Source organism: Sphaerisporangium viridialbum (assembly GCF_049674955.1).
Classification (GTDB): Bacteria; Actinomycetota; Actinomycetes; order Streptosporangiales; family Streptosporangiaceae; genus Sphaerisporangium; species Sphaerisporangium viridialbum.
The window spans coordinates 3,078,898-3,096,542 of sequence record NZ_CP187232.1 but is presented as its reverse complement, the minus strand read 5'-3'; the positions used below and the strand labels follow the sequence as shown (position 1 = coordinate 3,096,542).

General features: G+C 71.2%; 12 protein-coding genes. 5 read left to right on the top strand and 7 right to left on the bottom strand.

The window, feature by feature from the left end:
• Nucleotides 1-10: 10 nt before the first annotated feature.
• The 3 genes from ACOZ38_RS13660 to ACOZ38_RS13650 form a co-directional block, all read right to left on the bottom strand.
• Nucleotides 11-1,156, bottom strand: a complete 1,146-nt coding sequence (locus ACOZ38_RS13660) for a magnesium and cobalt transport protein CorA (protein ID WP_424530851.1) — start codon at nt 1,154-1,156, stop codon at nt 11-13.
• 67 nt (nt 1,157-1,223) lie between these two features.
• The gene (locus ACOZ38_RS13655; protein ID WP_424530850.1) at nt 1,224-1,694 is read right to left on the bottom strand and encodes a nuclear transport factor 2 family protein; all 471 of its coding nucleotides are present in this window, start codon (nt 1,692-1,694) and stop codon (nt 1,224-1,226) included.
• A gap of 57 nt (nt 1,695-1,751) precedes the next feature.
• The gene (locus tag ACOZ38_RS13650) at nt 1,752-2,633 is read right to left on the bottom strand and encodes an amidohydrolase family protein (RefSeq protein ID WP_424530848.1); all 882 of its coding nucleotides are present in this window, start codon (nt 2,631-2,633) and stop codon (nt 1,752-1,754) included.
• Between the two features lie 204 nt (nt 2,634-2,837).
• On the opposite strand from ACOZ38_RS13650, the gene ACOZ38_RS13645 reads away from it, so the two are divergent.
• Nucleotides 2,838-3,515, top strand: a complete 678-nt coding sequence (locus ACOZ38_RS13645; protein WP_424530846.1) for a M50 family metallopeptidase — start codon at nt 2,838-2,840, stop codon at nt 3,513-3,515.
• A 130-nt stretch (nt 3,516-3,645) separates the two neighbouring features.
• Here the strand turns inward: ACOZ38_RS13645 and ACOZ38_RS13640 are convergent, their stop codons facing one another.
• From ACOZ38_RS13640 to ACOZ38_RS13625, 4 genes are all read right to left on the bottom strand, one after another.
• Entirely contained in the window at nt 3,646-6,249 is a 2,604-nt protein-coding gene (locus ACOZ38_RS13640) for an AAA family ATPase (RefSeq protein ID WP_424530845.1), read from the bottom strand.
• A 15-nt stretch (nt 6,250-6,264) separates the two neighbouring features.
• Entirely contained in the window at nt 6,265-6,753 is a 489-nt protein-coding gene (locus ACOZ38_RS13635; RefSeq protein ID WP_424530843.1) for a hypothetical protein, read from the bottom strand.
• 121 nt (nt 6,754-6,874) lie between these two features.
• Entirely contained in the window at nt 6,875-11,011 is a 4,137-nt protein-coding gene (locus tag ACOZ38_RS13630; RefSeq protein ID WP_424530841.1) for an AAA family ATPase, read from the bottom strand.
• Nucleotides 11,012-11,064: 53 nt separating this feature from the next.
• Nucleotides 11,065-12,192 (bottom strand): exonuclease SbcCD subunit D, encoded by a 1,128-nt coding sequence (locus tag ACOZ38_RS13625; RefSeq protein ID WP_424530839.1) that lies wholly within the window; start codon nt 12,190-12,192, stop codon nt 11,065-11,067.
• A 214-nt stretch (nt 12,193-12,406) separates the two neighbouring features.
• Here ACOZ38_RS13625 and ACOZ38_RS13620 point away from each other — a divergent pair, with 214 nt between their 5' ends.
• From ACOZ38_RS13620 to ACOZ38_RS13605, 4 genes are all read left to right on the top strand, one after another.
• Nucleotides 12,407-13,903 (top strand): alpha/beta hydrolase family protein, encoded by a 1,497-nt coding sequence (locus ACOZ38_RS13620; protein ID WP_424530838.1) that lies wholly within the window; start codon nt 12,407-12,409, stop codon nt 13,901-13,903.
• A gap of 124 nt (nt 13,904-14,027) precedes the next feature.
• Nucleotides 14,028-15,473, top strand: a complete 1,446-nt coding sequence (locus ACOZ38_RS13615) for an LCP family protein (RefSeq protein ID WP_424530836.1) — start codon at nt 14,028-14,030, stop codon at nt 15,471-15,473.
• Between the two features lie 309 nt (nt 15,474-15,782).
• Entirely contained in the window at nt 15,783-17,372 is a 1,590-nt protein-coding gene (locus ACOZ38_RS13610; protein WP_424530835.1) for an FAD-binding oxidoreductase, read from the top strand.
• Between the two features lie 36 nt (nt 17,373-17,408).
• Complete coding sequence (locus tag ACOZ38_RS13605; protein WP_405146869.1) at nt 17,409-17,612, top strand: hypothetical protein; 204 nt, start codon at nt 17,409-17,411, stop codon at nt 17,610-17,612.
• Nucleotides 17,613-17,645: the final 33 nt, after the last annotated feature.

Genomic DNA, 17,645 nt, shown 5'->3' with positions numbered 1-17,645 from the left:
ATGTCGGATTTCACAGCCAGTTGCGGCGTTTGAAGACCAGGTAGAGGGCGCCGCACACCGCCGCCATCAGCGCGACGGCGAAGGGGTAGCCGTAGACCCAATCGAGCTCGGGCATGTGGGTGAAGTTCATGCCGTAGATCGTGCCGACGAGGGTGGGGGCGAAGAGGATGGCCGCCCAGGAGGAGATCTTCTTGACCTCCTCGCTCTGGGCGTAGCTCGCCTGGGTGACGTTCTTCATCTCCTCGTTCTGCGCCTGGCTGACCAGGGTCGAGTTGACGATGAGGATGTCCTGGAGCATCTGGCGGAAGTTGTCCACCCGCTCCACGACCGTGATCGCGTGGTCGGCCACGTCGCGCAGGTAACGCTGGAGCTCCTCGTCGACGCCGTACTTCGGGGAGCCGGCGATCAGGCCGGTGAGCATGTCGAGCAGCGGCCGGGTGGCCCGCTGGAACTCGATCACCTCGCGCGACAGGGCGTAGATGCGCCTCGGCGCCGCGGGGTCGCCGCCGAAGACCTGGACCTCGATCTCGTCGATGTCCTTCTGCAGGCCCGCGACGACCGGCGCGTACCCGTCGACGACCGCGTCCAGGATCGCGTAGAGGACGGCCTGCGGGCCCTGCCGCAGCAGGTGGGGGTCGTTCTCCATGCGGCGGCGGACCTTGCTGAGGTCGGGGGCCTCGCTGTGGCGGACGGTCAGCACGAAGTCCGGCCCGACGAAGACGTGGAGCTCGCCGAACTCCACCTTCTCCGGCGAGTCCAGATATTGGGCGGCGCGCAGGACCAGGAAGAGCGTGTCGCCGTACCGGTCGGCCTTCGGACGCTGGTGGGCGACGATGGCGTCCTCGACGGCCAGCTCGTGCAGGCCGAACTCCTCGGCGACCTTGAGGATCTCGCCGTCCGACGGGCGGTAGAGGCCGATCCACGCCATGCTCCCCGGCCGCATGCGCAGGGCCGCCACCGCCTCGGCCAGCGACGGCGGGGTGTCGGCGCGCCGGCCGTCCACGTACACGGCGTTGTCGATGACGCTCTGCTGTGCCGGGGCGTCGATCTCCTTGGAGCGGGGATCCATGGAGTGCTCGGGCGCCACCTCGTGATCGGCACCACGGGTCTGCACTCGCATCAGGTCTCTCAGCCCTCGCACACGACGCTCCGGCACGGCACACCTCCCTGGGGACTGTGGGGACGGCGAGCCCGGCTCCGGTGCGTTCCGCCCGTGTCAGACCCTAGCCTGATATAGGCGTATCGCTCCGCAGGTACTCGTCCAGCTGGCCGCGTGCCCGGTCCCGTACCTTGCGGCGCAGCATCGGCGTCCAGCCGAGCAGCACCCCCGTGGGCAGGCCGAGCGCCATCCTGCTCCAGTGGCGGAAGTCGAACTGGTCATGGTGACGCACGATCAGCCCCTCCTCGAAGCGGAACTGGGCGTCGATCTCGTTGACCACGCGCCTGCCGGTCTGCGAGAAGACGTACTTCGCCGTCCAGTGGGCCGTGCCCGAATAGTTGTCGGCCTCGATGTCGCGGGCGGAGACCTCGGTGCCGCGATTGCGCTCTATGAGCATGCGCCACATGCCCATGACCCGGTCACGGCCATCCAGTTCGAGGAAGACGGGGTCGCCGAAGCTGACGTCCGGGTGGTAACACCGGCCCATGGCGTCGATGTCACGGTTCGCGAAGGCGTCGTAGAACTTGCGAATCACTTTTCGATGCTCGTCGCCCCGTGACGCCGGTGTACGGGAGTTTGGCATTCACCCAGCTTAGAGGGGTTCTCCGAGAACCTGGATCCCATTGTGCCAGCAAACCGCGCGAAGCCACTCGTCCCCGAGATCCAGCCTTTCCAGTGAGTGCAACTGGTGGGCGTAGGGATAGGGGATGGTGGGCAGATCGGAGCCGAGCACGACCTTTCCCGCGAGCCCGAGATCGCGGAGCGGCGGCCTCAGCCGCGCGGGAAAGGGCGCCGTGGCCTCGGCGAAGTCCGTGAACGCCATCGTCGTGTCGAGCCGCACGTTCCGGTAGCGCGCGGCGAGGCCGAGGAACTCGTCGTACTCCGGCATGCCGAGATGGGCCACCACCACGCCCAGCGCCGGATGGGCAGCGAGGACGCCGGCGATCGGGCCGGGGCCGGTGCACCTGCCCGGCACCGGCATCGAGGAGGCGTGCACGACCACCGGGATCCCGGCCTCGGCCAGCAGCCCCCACACGTCGTCGAGCTCCGCGTCGCGCGGGTCGAACGCCCCCACCTGCAGGTGCACCTTGAACACCCGCGCGCCGGCGTCCACCGCCAGCCGTACGTAGCCGAGGACGCCGGGCTCGGGGAAGAACGTCGCCGTGGGGACGCAACCGGGGGTTCTACGGGCGAAGTCCAGCGTCCACTCGTTGAGGCTGGACGCCATGCCGGGCCTGTGGGCGTACGCGAGGGCGGTGAAACGGCGCACACCGAGGGCGCGCAGGCGGGCCACGCGTTCCTCCGGCGGGACGCGGTAGTGGATGTCCCAGCCCTCCCCGACCAGCGGGCCACCATGCTCGAAGTGGTGCCAGACGCGCCGCTCCATGCGCTCAGGCAGAAAATGGACGTGCACGTCGGCCAGACCTGGCAACCCCAGCCCGCCCCACCACCCGGGCACATCCGCGTCCAACACCCTCGGCACCGTACCCGACCGCTGTCGCACGCGCCTTCACGAAGGTTGTTCTAGTGGTACGGGGAAGACCTTGGGCGGCCGACCATGCGACGCTATGTCCGCGCGTCCTCGGCCGTGCGGACATAGCTTTTCCAGTGGAGGTGGACCCTGCAGACTCTCAGCGGTTTCTGGGCGCGGCTGACCGCCGTGCAGCCCGGCCCGCCCATGTGGATCACGGCTCTGGCCGCGTTCGTGGCCCTGGGCGTGGTCGTCTACCCCACCTCCTGGCACATCTCCAGAGGCCTGATCACGGTCGCGCACGAGGGAGGCCACGCGCTCGTGGCCCTGCTCACCCGGCGCAAGCTCCAGGGCATCCGTCTCCACTCCGACACCTCCGGCGTCACCCTGACCCGGGGACGGCCGACGGGCCCCGGCATGATCTTCACCGCCGGAGCCGGGTACGTCGCGCCCTCGCTGCTCGGGCTGGGCGCCGCCTGGCTGACCGCCGCCGGATACATCACGATCCTCCTGTGGACGGTCCTGGTGCTGCTCGCCTGCATGCTACTGATGATCCGCAACGTGTTCGGCGTGGTGGCGCTGCTCACCATCGGCGGCGCGGTGTTCGCGCTGTCCTGGTTCGCCCCGGCCGACGTGCAGTCGGTCGGCGCGCAGCTGGCCGCCTGGTTCCTCCTCATCGGGGGCATCCGGCCGATTCTCGAGCTGCGGAGCAAGCGGCGGCACGGCAGGGCGCCGGACTCCGACGCCGACCAGCTCGCCCGGCTCACCCCGTTTCCCGGCGGGTTCTTCGTCTTCCTGTTCCTGCTGATCTCCGCCGCCGCCCTGATCGTCGGCGCCTACCTCCTCACCCCGATCGACCTGCTGAACCGCCTGAACACCCTGTGACACCGCGCACCGCCGGGCACCGGATGCACGGGGCACCACACCGTCAAGGCACCGAGGTGTACTTGGAACAGTGCCTGCTCGATGTCGGGCATGAGGTCCTCCGGGGGGACGGACGCGCGTGCGTGCGGTGTCAGACCGCGGCGAGCGTCTGGGGGCCGGGGGTCGCCATCAGCGTCTCGGCGATGACGGCCGTGGCGGTGCGGTCGCGCAGCTCCGCCTCGGGGGTGAGGATGAGCCGGTGGGCGAGCACGGGAGCGGCGAGCGCCTTGATGTCCTCGGGGATCACGAAGTGCCGCCCGGCCGCCGCCGCCTTGACCCTGGACGCGCGGAGCAGTGCCAGGCTGGCCCGGGGACTCGCGCCCAGCCGCACCTCGGGCGACCGCCTCGTGGCACTGACCACGGCGACCAGGTACTCGTAGATCGAGTCGGCGACGTGGATGCGGGTGGCGAAGTCGATCATCCCGGCGACGTCGGCGGCACGCGCGATCAGGGGCAGGCGCTCCACCTGCGGGCCGGTGGGCATTCCCTTGAGCATTTCGAGCTCCGACGCGTGGTCGGGATACCCGACGGACACGCACATCAGGAAACGGTCGAGCTGCGCCTCCGGCAGAGGATAGGTGCCGTCCATGTCCACCGGGTTCTGGGTGGCCACGACCATGAAGGGCCGGGGCACCGGATGAGGCTCGGCGTCGACGGTGACGCGCCGCTCCTCCATGACCTCCAGCAGCGCGGCCTGGGTCTTGGGCGAGGCACGGTTGATCTCGTCGGCGAGCACGATGTGGGCGAACACCGGCCCCTGGTGGAACTCGAACTTATGGTTCGCCTGGTTGAAGATCGAGACACCGGTGATGTCGGAGGGAAGCAGGTCAGGCGTGAACTGGATCCTGCGCAGCTCGGCCTCGATGCTGGCCGCCAGGCTCCGGGCCAGCGTCGTCTTGCCCGTGCCCGGCACGTCCTCGATGAGCAGATGCCCTTCGGAGAACAGCGTGATCAGAGCGAGCTCGATGGTCTCTCGCTTGCCGCGGATCACCTGCTCGATGTTGCCCGCCAGGGCATGGAAGCGCTGCTGGAACTGCACCGCGAGCGCCGCCACGTCCCCATGAGCCGCGGCCACCCGGCCGGCGGCCGATTCCCCCGCCACCCCCGTACCCGTACCCAAGCCCGTCCCCGCACCTGAGCTCATCCCCGCACCCAGACCCGTCCCCGCACCGGCACCCGCACCCGTCCCTGCGCCGGCACCCGCACTCAGGCCCGTCGCTGTACCGGCACCCGCGCCCGCGAAGTCACCCGCACCGTATTGAGGAACGCCGTACTGAGGAACGCCGTACTGACCGGTGCCGTACGCCGAACCACCGGTCCCCCCACCATCCTGCTCCCGCCGATCCCCGTACACAGAACCGGCGGCATTCACACCATTCTGTCCGCTCGCCCCGTACCCAGAACCCGCCGTATCCGCACCGCCCAGCTCCGGCCCGGAGCCATACCGCGCGTCCCCGTTCGACTCCTGCCCAGCCACGTACCGGCCGTCGCCATACCCGGAACCGGCGGCATTCGCACCGCCCTGGCCCGCAGCCCCGTATGCGGAACCCGCGGCATCCGCGCCGTTCTGCCCGCTCGCCCCGTACGCGGAACCCGCGGCATTCGTACCGCTCTGCCCGCTCGCCCCGTACGCGGAACCCGCGGCGTCCACACCGTTCGGGTCCGCGGGTTTGTACTGGCCGGTGCCGTACGGACCCCCGGCGTACCCCAGACCGGACACGGCGCCGTTCTGGTCCGCGGATCTGTTCTGTCCGGTGCTGTACGGCGAGCCGTTGGGCTCCGTGCCTTGCCCGAGCGCCGGGGTGTACTGCCCCGTGCCGTACGGCGCACCGCTGTAGCCGGCATCACCGGCGTCCGCGCTGACCGGCCCCCCAGGCTGGTACTGGCCCGTTCCATACGAGATCCCGCCGTACCCCGCACCGCCGGCTTCCGCACCCGGCTGGTCCGCGGGCTTGTACTGCCCGGTCCCATGCGGCCCGCCGCCATACCCACCGGCACCGGCCGCCGAGCCGTTCTGATCGGCGGGCTTGTACTGCCCGGTGCCGTACGGACCCCCGCCGCCGTACCCGGGACTGGTGATCTCCGTGCCGGATTGCTCCGCGGGGCTGCGCTTTCCGGCCGGGAGTTCTCTGCCGGAATCCGTGTCACCGGCTTCCGAGCCGTTCGGTTCCGCCGGTTTGTACTCCCCTGTGCCGTACGACGCCCCGCCGTACCCCCCACTGGCAGCATCCGCCGAGCCCGATCGCTCCGCCGGTTCGTACTGCCCGGTCCCATGAGCCGAGCCGCCGGGTTCTGAGCCGTCCTGCTCCGCGGGCTTGTACTGGCCGGTGCCGTACGGACCGCCTCCGTAGGCCGGTGCGCCGGCCTCCGCGTCCGGTTGCTCCGGGGAGCCGTACGAAGGCCCGGTGTACTCGGGGACGTAAGGCCGGCCGTGCTCCGTACCCCCGTACTGCGAGCCGCCGTGACCGGTGTTCTGCTCGGCACCCGACTGCCGCGTGTCCCCGTACCGCTTGCCGGTGTACGGCTGGTCAGCGGGCCGGGGGTCGTCGTACTTCTGACTCCCGAGCGGCTGACCGCTGTCGTACCGCACGCTGCCGAGCTGGGCGGTAGTGCCGTGCGGCACGGTGCCCAGGTGGGCGCTTCCGTGCTGGGCGGTGCTGTGCTGTGAATGGTTTTGGTGCGGACTGTTCTTCACGACATGGCCCCCTGATCAGTCGTCGCATTGGAACAACGGCGCGGCGGGGAAGCCGCCACGCGGAGTCTTCATCAGCGTGTCGCTCAGATAGCCGACCCCGCCGTTCCACTCGATCCGGTCCCAGACGGCACTGGTCTCGCCCGGCTCCGACTCGGTGACCGAGTCCCCCTTGAGCTGGCAGATCACGGTGATGGACCGGTACTGTCCCTTCGGAATCCTCCCGTCCTCCCCGGGTCTGATGATCGTGTCGGTCTGGTTGTTGTTGGCGTTCTGGTACGCCTGCCGCGGGTAGGCGAGGTCGGCCGTGGCCGACGCCGCGCTCTGCCCCTCGCCCGCGGCGTTCTTCGCCTTGAGCACGAAGTCGTACCTCTGGTTGTTCTTCGGCCCCTCGACGCTGAACGAGGTGCCAACGCCGACGACGACCGCCACGACGCCGAGCACGGCGACGACGCCCGTCGCCACCATCGCCGTGAGCCGGTCACCACGCGGCATTGGGATCTTCACCCCGCGACTCTCCCCTTTGCCCCTGATTTCGGTGGATCACCCTAGCGCTCCGCATTTCGCGCTGAGATGGATCCGTTGAGCCCATCCGTCCATCCGTGCATTCGTCGCCCGCCCAACGCGCCTACCCGGGGACGGCCACGGAAAGGCTGGAGCCGAAGCGGTTCTTGACCACCTTGAGCTGTGCAGGGACCCGCGTGCGCAGCTCGCCGACGTGGCTGACGATGCCGACGGCCCGGCCGCCGTCCCTCAGCTCGTCGAGGATGTCCAGAACGCCGTCGAGGCTCTCCTCATCGAGCGTGCCGAACCCCTCGTCGATGAAGAGCGTGCCGAGCTCGACCCCACCGGCCTCGGCGGTCACCACGTCTGCGAGCGCGAGCGCGAGGGCCAGGGATGTCATGAAGGCCTCACCGCCGGACAAGGTGGCGGGATCGCGGTCGGACCCGGTCCAGCCGTCGAGAACGCGAAGACCCAGCCCGCCCCCGGACCGCCTGCGGTCGGCGGCGGACTTGCGCACGTCGTACAGCAGGAGGTATCGACCACCGGACATATGGTCGAGCCGCTGGTTGGCGGCGTCCACGACCTGCCGCAACCGCTCTCCGAGCACGTACGACGACAGGCGCATGTCGAGTGTGTTGTCGGGAGAGGTGCCGACGGCCAGCTCCGCGAGCCGCTTCGCGAGGCGATGGCGCTCCTCGGCGGGACGCCACTCGGCCAGAGCGCGTTCGAGGGTCTCGGCGAGCCCGGCGAGCTGGTCATGTCGGGCGACTGCCTGGTCGCGGGCTGAGGCGTGCGTGCCGTGCTCCCGCTCGGCCATGTCGAACGCCTCGGCCAGCGCGGCGAGGTCGGGAGCGGGCATGGCGGCCGCCGCGACCAGCTCCGGATCGGCCAGTAGCTTGGTCACGGCCGCGCGCTCGGCGTCGAGCTCGCGCAGCCGCTCGGCCATGGACTCGCGGGCCGCGGCCGACCTCGTGGCCGCCCTGGCGTCCGCGACGCTCGGGAACCCCGCGTCGGTCGCCGCGCTCTCTGCCCTGGTGTGCGCGGTGTCCCGCTCCGTGCCGGCCGAGCGGGCCAGCCGCCCGGCCTCCGCCGCGTCCCGTAGCAGCTCGGCTTCGTCGGCCAGCCGTTCCAGGCGCGCGGCGAGCGTGGCGTCCTCGCCCCTGGCGGCGTCCAGCCGTACGGCGAGCCGCTCGGCGTCGGCGGCGAGGCCCTTCTCCCTGGCACGCTCGGCGGCGGTCTCCAGGCCGATGCGCGTGGCACGCTCGGTCAGCTCGGCGAGCTCCTCCTCGATGCGCCGCACGGCCTCCGCGAGCGCGGTCTCGCCCCCGGCGACCTCGCGCAACCCCGCCAGCGCCGCCTCCGCCGCCGCCAGCCCCCGCTCCGCCTCCCCAACCCCCGGCTCCTCGAACCCTCCGGCGCCCTCCGGCCCTGGCTCGGATGACCGGATCCCGCCCGCCGTCTCGGCCTGCGACTCGGACGAACAAGATCGACTCGCCGCGTCTTCGGCTGTGTTCCGCACGGTTGGAGTGTCGGCGTCTTGCGGGATGGGGTGCCGGATCGGCCGCGGGACGCCGCGCCGTACGGCCGCTCGTGCCTCTTCGTACGTCGCCGCGGCCTCGCCGACGCGGGTGGCCGCCCGGATGGCGACGACGAGCAGCCGCGCCTGCCCGTCCACGCGGTCGCGCCGGGCTGCCACGCTCTCGTCGCCGTCGCGGGCCGCGTCGAGTACGGCCGTGAGGCGGCCGAGCTCCTCACGAAGCCCTGACTGGTGGGCGCGGTGCCCCGCCACGAGCAGGTCGAGCTCCTGAGCCCGGGTGCGCGCGGTGTCCAGCTCGTGCTGGACGCGCTCCGCCTCTGCCGCGAGGCCGGGCTCCTGCTCCGCCAGCGTGCCGAGACGGGTCAGCTCGGCCTCCGCCTCCTCGCGCGCGGCCAGCGCCGCCTCCGGTGAGAGCCCCTCGGCCCGGGCGGTCGCCTCGTCGAGCTGGGAGGAGAGCACGGCGACCCTGCCCTCGGCCGCCTGACGGGCCTCCTGCGCCGCGTCGGACAGCGCCTGGGCGGCCTGCTCGTCGTCGACCGTGGGGGTCGCCTCGGCGGGGGACGCGGGCGCCGGATGGTCGGCCGAGCCGCATACGACGCACGCCTCCCCGGGGACGAGCCCTCGGGCCAGCTCGGCCGCCATGCCGTCGATGCGGGACTGCCTGATCGACTGGAGACGGTCGCGCAGCTCCTGCGCCTCGTCGGTGGCCAGCCGCCGCTCGCCCTCGGCCGCCTCCAGCCCCGCCGCCAGCGAGTCCCGGCGCCCGGCCTGCTCCAAGAGGGCATCGGCCGCCTGGCAGGCGGCCTCCGCCGCCGGGATGCGGGCCATCTCGGCCCTCACCGCCGCCAGCCGCGCGTCGATCTCCTCCAGACGCCCGGGCAGCTCGGCCTGGGCGTCAGCGAGGGCGGCCTCCCGATCGGCCAGCCCGGCGAGCTCGTCGTCCAGGTCGGCGAGCTTCTCGATGATCTCGGCGAACCGCTCCTCGTCGGCCCGGCGAAGCTCCAGCCCGGCCAGCTCGTCGCGGTGGGCACGCTCGATCGCGCCGAGCCGCTCGCCCACCTGCCTCGCGGCCTCCTTGACCCCGGCCCCCGGCAGGACATCGGTGCCCGGCAGGACATCGGTGCCCGGCAGGACGGCGATCAGAGGGGCGGGCAGGTCGAGGAGGGCTTGGAGCAGATCGCGCCAGGTGGCGGCCAGCTCGCCCGCGAGCGCGTCGCGGCGCCGGACGGCGTCGAGGTCCCGAACGGCGCTCTCCACGGCGGCGCGGGCGGGAGGAAGGCCGGAGGCGGCGAGGCGTGCGCGAGTGAGGGCCTCGCCCGTCTCGCGGCGGAGCTCCGGCAGCACGGCCAGCCGCCCGGCCGTCTCGGCCTCCTGCTCCGCGAGCGTCACCAGGCGCTTCCCGGCCAGCGCGAGCTCCTCGCGAACCCCCGCCAGCCGTACCTCCTCGGGGCGGAGCTGCTCCAGCCGGGCGATCTCGTCACGGCGTCCGCGTTCGAGCTCCGCCAGCCGCTCGGGCCCCATCCCCTCCACTCCACGGGCCCCCAGCGACCAGACCGGCTCGGAGCCCACCTCTGATCGTGCGGTGCCGCCGGGTGAGTGGGGTAGGAGGGGCAGGGCGCGCGCCATGGCGTCGGCGGCGAGTCGCTCGGCCTTGGCGGCGTCCTCCGCTCGCTGCTCGGCCTGCTGGACGAGCGGCAGCACCCGGTCGGCGCGGACCGCCTCCGCGAGGATGGTCTCCAGGTCGGACCGCTCGTCGGCGGTCCTGTCGAGCTCGTCGCGGCGGGCGACCGCCTCGGCGTGGCCGCGCTGCCGCTGGACCAGCTCGCGGGAACTTTCGAGCTCGACCCTGGCCGATCTCAGCGCCGCCTCGCTCGCCTCCCGCGCCTCCGCCCGCCCGGCGAGCGACTCCCGCGCCACGGCGAGCAGAGCCCTCGCCCATTCGAGCGGCTCGGCCTGCGGTTCAGGACCGGTGCACGCCTCAGGACGGCCCTGCGACTGAAGGTCGGAAGATGTGTCGAGGTCGGGCCGTGGGCCCAGGGCCGAAAGGAGGGCCGGGCCCGCCGCGCCGCGCATGTGGTCGATGACGGAGTCGACCTGCTGGCGCAGCTCCTGCCGCTCCTGACCGGTGCGGGTGCGGTGGTCGGCCAGCCAGTGCTCGACCTCGCTGAAGATCTTGACCGAGAAGAGCTTCTCCAGGAGCTTGCGGCGGTCGTCGCCGTCGGCCCGGAGGAAACGGGCGAAGTCGCCCTGGGGAAGCATCGCCACCTGGCAGAACTGGTCGGCGTTCATGCCGAGCAGCCCGCCCACCAGCTCTCCGGTCTCGTCGGCGCGGCTGGACAGGAACATCCACTCGCCGGATGGACGCAGCTCCTCCAGCAGGACCTTGGCCTTCTCCTCGATCAGCCCCTCGCCCTTGAGCTTGGGCCGCTGCCAGACGGGCGAACGGGTGAGGCGCAGCCGCCGGCCGCGCACGGTGACCTCCAGCACGACCTTCGGACCGCGGTCGGCAGGGGCGTGGTCGCAGCGCAGGCGGCGGGCGCTGTTGCGCTGGCCCGGCACCTGGCCGTACAGGGCATAGCACACGGCGTCGAGCACGGTGGTCTTCCCGGCCCCCGTCGGGCCGTGGACCAGGAACAGCCCCGCCTCGCCGAGCGCGTCGAAGTCGATCTCCTCGTCTCCGGGGAAGGAACCGAACGCGGTCAGCCGCAACCGGTGCAGCCTCATCTCAGGCGCCCTCCACGCGTCACAAGATCACGACCACCAGCCTGGCACGCCATTCAGACCAGAGCCTCCTTCGCCCGGCACGCCTGGACCGCCTCCCGCAGGAGCCGCCTCTCGTCGTCGTCGGCAGGCTCGCCGCGCACCTCGCGGACGAAGTCGAGCACGACGTCGATCTCCGGGCGGCCCGCCAGCCGGGGAGCCCTGGCCGCGGCCGGGGCGGCGCCCTCCGGCTCGAAGGCGAGGGCGAGCGTGTGCGGAAAGCGCTGACGCAGCCGCTCCATGGCGCCCTTGGGCCGTACTGGATCGGTGAGCGTCACCTGGAGCCAGTGATCCTCGAACCGGGTCCACTCGGCCGACGCCAGAAGGTCGGCCAGGTGCCCGCTGACCCGGGCGATCGGACGTGCTACGGGGGCGGGCACGAACTCGGCGCCGGCGAACCCGTGCGGGCCGATGTCGACCAGCCAGGACCCCTTGACGTGCCGCTCCTCGGAGAACGAGTAGGCGATCGGCGAGCCGGAGTAGCGCACGGACTCGCTCATGCGCTGGCGGCCGTGCAGGTGGCCGAGGGCGACGTAGTCGGCGCCCTCGAAGGCGCTGACCGGCACGTGCGCGACGCCGCCCACGCTGATGTCGCGCTCGCTGTCGCTGCTCGCGCCGCCGGTGACGAACGCGTGGGCCAGGACGACCGACCTCGTGCCCCGAGTGGCCAGGTCGCCGCGGATGAGGGTCATGGCGTGCTCGATCGCCGCCGTGTGGCTGCGCTCCGCGAGCTGCCAGGGGGCGCGGACGACCTCCGGCTCAAGATAGGGAATGCCGTAGAAGGCGACGTCGCCGATCACGACCGGCTCGCCCACGCGGACGGGGTCGGTGCGCAGGTGCACCCCCGCCGCGTCGATCAGGTCGGCGCCGAAGCCGAGCCTGCGGGCGGAGTCGTGGTTGCCGCTGATCATCACCGTGCGGACCCCCTCGGCGACCAGCCGCCGCAGCGTCTCGTTGCACAGCGCCACCGCGTCGACCGAGGGAAGGGCGCGATCGTAGACGTCACCGGCGACGACCACCACGTCGACGCCCTCCGAGCGGATCGTCTCCACGAGGTGGTCGACGAAGGCGCCCTGGGCGTCGATCAGGCTCTCACGGTGGAAGGCCCGGCCCAGGTGCCAGTCGGAGGTGTGCAGCACACGCATGTCGCAGGAAGCTAACAGGTCCCACTGACAAATGAGGTACCAGCCGCACCATCGTTCCCCCCGCGTGACTTAACCTGATGATCGGAGGTCATATTTAGGGCGGAAAGCCCTCGTACGTAGGGACGCGTTCGATCGGGGAGCGGAGTCCTCCAGGACACGACCACGATCATCTGATGGACACGGTCTGCGGCGAGCCGCCCGACGAGGAGGTGGCGTGAGCGACCGTAGCCGGTTGAGCGTGGCGACGGCTGTGCTTCTGGCGATCCTGGCGACGGTGGGCTACATGCTGTCCCCGCCGTCCTTCGATCCCCCGCGGCTGAGCGCGAGCGAGAGCTTCCAGCCCCTGCCGCCACAGCCCGCTCAGGAGTACCGCCCGGTCCCGCACAACGCCGCCATCGCCAGCCAGGAAATCTCCATCCCGGTCCAGGGCACCACGCTCACCGCCACGATCAGGTCGCCGCGCACCCCCGGCCGCCACCCCGCGATGGTCTTCGTCCAGGGCTCGGGACGCGGTGACCGGGGCGAGTTCACCTCCCAGGCCACCTGGCTCGCGAAGGCCGGGGTGGTGACGCTGACCTACGACAAGCGCACCGTGGGCTACGACTTCCGGCACCGCGACTTCGGGCTGCTCGCCGACGACGCGCTCCGCATGATCCAGGTGCTGCGGCAGCGTCCCGACGTCGACCCGGTGCGCGCGGGCCTGTGGGGCGTCAGCGAGGGCAGCTGGGTGATCCCGATCGCGGCTGCCAGGAGCCTTGACGTCGGCTTCAGCGTGCTGGTCTCCTCCCCGAACGTCTCGCCCGTACGGCAGGTCGCGTGGGCGCTGAACGAGCAGCTCGAACGCCTGCACGCGCCCGCCGGCGTACGCGAGCTGCTGGCCAAGGCGATGGGCGGCGTCGGGTTCAACTTCCTGCGCTACGACAGCGTCCCTGCGCTGAGCCGGCTGAAACAGCCGGTACTGGCCCTGTACGGCACGATGGACCCGTCGATCCCGTTCGTGGAGAGCACCCAGAAGCTCACCTCGGCGCTGAGCACTGCGGGCAACTCCGACTACACCATCCGGTTCCTCGGAGGGGCGGACCACGCCATGAGGGTGAACGGCGGCCCGTTCACCAACGGCTATCTGGACACGCTGGCCAACTGGGTACTCGGGCTCCCCGGCACGGCACAGCCGCCCACGGGGGCCCAGATCGCGGGCGCGACCCCCGTGCAGCGCTACGAGGCCACCGACATTCCAAGGGCCCCCTGGTACGCGGGCACCGCCATCCTCGGCCTCGCGCTCACCCTCACCGTCGTGGGCTACGTCGCGGCCCCGGTAACCGAGATGGTCGTACGGCTGCGCGGACGCGACCTGCTTCCCACGGCCCACTCGGAGTCCTGGCCCGCGATCCGCCGCCGCCTGCGCCGGATGGCCTGGACGGGCGTGGGCCTGCTCGCCGCGGTCACGGCCTTCATCACGCTGATCGTGCTCTTCTCGGTGAACCAGGCGGGGGCGTGGCCGGCGGTCCTGTCCGGATGGCTGGTGGTCCGGGTGCTGGCCGTCGTCATGCTCGTGCAGGAGGTCACCACGGTCGCCGCCGTGGCCACCGCGTTGCGCGAGGGATGGGAGCCGGGGCGCTGGCAGCGCTTCACGGTCGCCACCATGCTGGGCGGCACGGGCCTGCTTCTGGTGACCGCCGCCTACTATGGCCTGTTCGGTATTCCCTGGTAACCGTAGGCGCCCGATCTGACCCTACGTATCCGTATATATCGTGATCCGTTCCTGGCGTGTTCACGCGCCCGTAGGCTCGCCCGGCTACATTTTCCCCTCCTGGTCCAAGGGGGATGGGACAGCGTTGCCTGACACAAGGAAGCCACGGGGAACCGCCTCGGTCATCGGATGGACGGCGCTCTCCGCCCTCCTTCCGGGCTCGGCCCACCTGCGCACCGGTCACCGCCGTACCGGCTTCGCCCTGCTCGGGGCCTTCGTCCTGGCGGTGGTCGTCCTCGGCGTGGTCGCCTTCACAGCGGACGCCGACCTGGCGGGCCGCCTCCTCGACCCCGGCTGGCTGCGTGCGATCATCGCCCTGGCGATGATCGCGGCCGTGGGCTGGTTCGCCCTGCTGGTCCGCTCGTACGTGATCCTTCGGCCGGGCGAGCTCTCACAGGCCGGTCAGATCATCTCGGGCGTCCTCACCGGGGCGCTCGCGGTCGCCGTGACGCTGCCGTTCGCCGTCGTCGCCCAGTACGTGATGGTGTCGGAGGAGACGCTGAACACCGTCTTCGACGCCCCCGTGACCGTGGCGGTGGCCCCCACGGGAAGCCCCAAGCCAGAGGACCCGTGGAGCGGCAGGACCCGGGTGAACATCCTGCTCCTCGGGGGCGACTGGCAGCCCGACCGCGTCGGCGTGCGCACCGACAGCATCAACCTCGCCAGTGTGGACGTGCGCACCGGCAACACCGTGCTGCTCAGCCTGCCCCGCAACCTGGAGAACGTCCGCTTCCCCCCGGGCAGCCCGATGCACCAGCGGTTCCCCGCCGGGTTCCGCCTCCCCGCCAACCCCGACGGGTCCCGTGAGGACCTGCTCTTCGCCGTCTGGGAGTACGCCGAGGCCCATCCCGAGCTGTTCGGCGGGCGCACGGGCATGGGCCCCGAGACGCTGAAGGAGACCATCGGATACACCCTCGGCGTGGACGTCGACTGGTACGCCTTGGTCAACATGTGGGGACTGGCCCGCATCATCGACGCCCTGGGCGGTCTGACCCTCACCGTCCCCACCGACGTCGTCTTCGGGAAGTACAACGAGGGCCTGGTCAAGGCCGGCACCCGCAAGCTGCGCGGCGCGGACGCGATGTGGTTCGCCCGCTCGCGCACCTTCAGCGACGACTACACCCGCATGGGCCGCCAGCGGTGCGTGCTCGACGCCCTGCTCCACCAGGCCGACCCCGCCACCGTGCTGCTGAGGTTCAACCAGCTCGCCAAGGCGTCCAAGGGCATGTTCCGCACCGACATCCCGCGCCCGATGCTGGGACACCTCGTGCCGCTCGCGCTGCAGGTCAGGGACGCCCGCGTCACGGGGGTGCAGTTCGTGCCGCCGCTGATCAGCACCGGGAGCCCGGACTGGGCGCGGATCCGCAAGCTGAGCGCCAAGGGCATCCGCGACTCGGTCGCCGATGAGGCGACGCCCTCCCCGCCGGCCACCCCGGGCGCCGCGACGACGCCGTCCTCCCCCCGCACCCCGTCCGCGACGCCCTCCGCGACGAAGACCCCCAAGCAGACCGCGGACATCTGCGGCGCCTGAGCCCGGCGCCGTGCTCACGGTTCTGTAACGGTGCCACTTCAGTCACATGACGTAGCCTTGTGACTACGATAAGTCTTTCTCGTGTGTCCGCCCCCCGTGACGTGGTCTCGCTGAGAGCGACCTATGACCATGCGTCCTGCCCGTTCCCTCCTCCGCGCTCCGGGTGGCCTGTTCCGAGCGTTGTTCCGGCAGCCGGCCGGGAGCCCCGCGACGGCCGTCACCGGGCCCGCGGCGAGCCCGCCCGCTCCGTCCGGCCGTCCTCCGGCGGAGCGCCGCGCCATGCCCGAAAAACCCGACAAGGAGAGCGCAGTGTCCAATGTGGAAGCCGGTTCGGGCATCACCGTGACCGGGATCGACGACAGGTACGGCGCGCTGTGCCAGGGGTTCAACCAGCGCTGGCGTTCCCATCCCGACTACATCAAGGTCGTGCGGTCGACCGACGACGTCGTGGGAGCCCTGGACGAGGCGCTGAACAGCGGCCGTACGCGGATCACCGTCCGCTCGGGCGGCCACTGCTATGAGAACTTCGTGGCCAATCCCGGTGTCCAGGTGATCATCGACATGGGCCAGATGGACCGCGTCCACTACGACCCCGGCATGGGGGCGTATTGCGTGGAGTCCGGGTCGACCAACTGGCACAACTACACCCAGCTGTACCGCGAGACGGGCCTGACCCTGCCCGCCGGGTCGTGTTACTCGGTCGGCGCGGGCGGCCACATCAGCGGCGGCGGGTACGGCCTGCTCTCCCGCCGGCACGGCCTCACGGTCGACTACCTGTACGCCGTGGAGGTCGTCGTGGTGCGCCGCGAGCCGCACGGCGACTACCAGGCGGAGGCCGTGATCGCCCGCAGGGACGACGAGGGCGACCTGAACGACCTGTGGTGGGCGCACACCGGGGGCGGCGGCGGCAACTTCGGCGTGATCACCCGCTACTGGTTCAAGGACTTACCCCGGCCTCCCATCAACGTCTGGCTCAGCGCCGTCGCCTGGAGCTGGGAGGGCGGCATGACGTACGACCGCTTCGCCCGGCTCGTGGCGAACTTCGGACGGTTCTGCGCGGAGAACAGCGAGCCCGGCGACGAGTACGCCGACCTGTTCTCCATCCTGAAGCTCACCCACAGGAAGGCCGGCAAGATCGGCCTGATCACCCAGGTCGACGCGACGAACCCCGCGGCCGGGCGCGACCGGCTGGACTCCTTCCTCGCCCAGATCGAGGACGGGGTCGGCCTCCAGCGCGCCGAGTTCGACGTGGACATGGGCGAGCACTCCCCCATTCCGGGGCTGCACGAGGAGCCGCGGCTCATGCCGTGGATCCAGGCGACGCAGGCCCTCAACGGCTCGGGCGACAACCGGCGGGGCAAGTACAAGTCGGCGCACATGCGCAAGCCGTTCCCCGACGACCAGATCGAGGTCATCTGGAACTTCCTGTCCAGCACACGGGACGATCCCGACGACGACTACGACAACACGCAGTACGCCAACCCTGACGCGCTGATCCAGGTCGACACCTATGGATGCATGATCAACACCATCGGCGCCCACGAGACGGCCGTGGCCCAGCGTGACTCGATCATGAAGCTCCAGTACCAGACCTACTGGACCGATCCGGCGGAGGACTCCGTACACGAGCGCTGGATCCGTGAGCTCTACCGCAGGGTGTACCGAACCTCCGGCGGCGTCCCCCTCCCCGCGACGGCCGGCGGAGAGGCCGATCCGGACGCGGTGACGGACGGTTGCTACATCAACTACCCCGACCGCGACCTGAGCAGTGACGAGTGGAACACCTCGGACGTGCCCTGGTACCGCCTGTACTACGGCGACAACTACGAGCGCCTGCTCAGGGCCAAGCGCACGTGGGATCCGCACGACATCTTCCGGCACGACCAGTCGATCAGGTGAGATGCTGTCACTCCGCTCGCCGGAGGAGGATTCCCCGTGAAGAACTGGCTTCTCATCGCAGCAGGCGCGGTGCTGGTCCTGGTGGGCGTCCTCTGGGCGCTCCAGGGTCTCGGGTACGTCGGGGGCAGCTTCATGAGCGGGGCCAAGGAGTGGTTCGTGATCGGCCTCGTAGCCGTGATCGCGGGCCTCGGCCTCGGCGTCCCCGCCCTACGCCGGCAGATCCGGAGCCCCAGGCGATAGCCTCCGCCGGGGCGGTCCGAGGGGCGAGGGCCG

What these genes read in the sequence shown, in the direction of transcription:
- ACOZ38_RS13625 (WP_424530839.1), bottom strand. Translation starts at nt 12,192, where the DNA reads ATGCGTGTGCTGCACACCTCCGACTGGCACCTGGGCCGGGCCTTCCAC.
- ACOZ38_RS13630 (WP_424530841.1), bottom strand. Translation starts at nt 11,011, where the DNA reads ATGAGGCTGCACCGGTTGCGGCTGACCGCGTTCGGTTCCTTCCCCGGA.
- ACOZ38_RS13645 (WP_424530846.1), top strand. Translation starts at nt 2,838, where the DNA reads ATGTGGATCACGGCTCTGGCCGCGTTCGTGGCCCTGGGCGTGGTCGTC.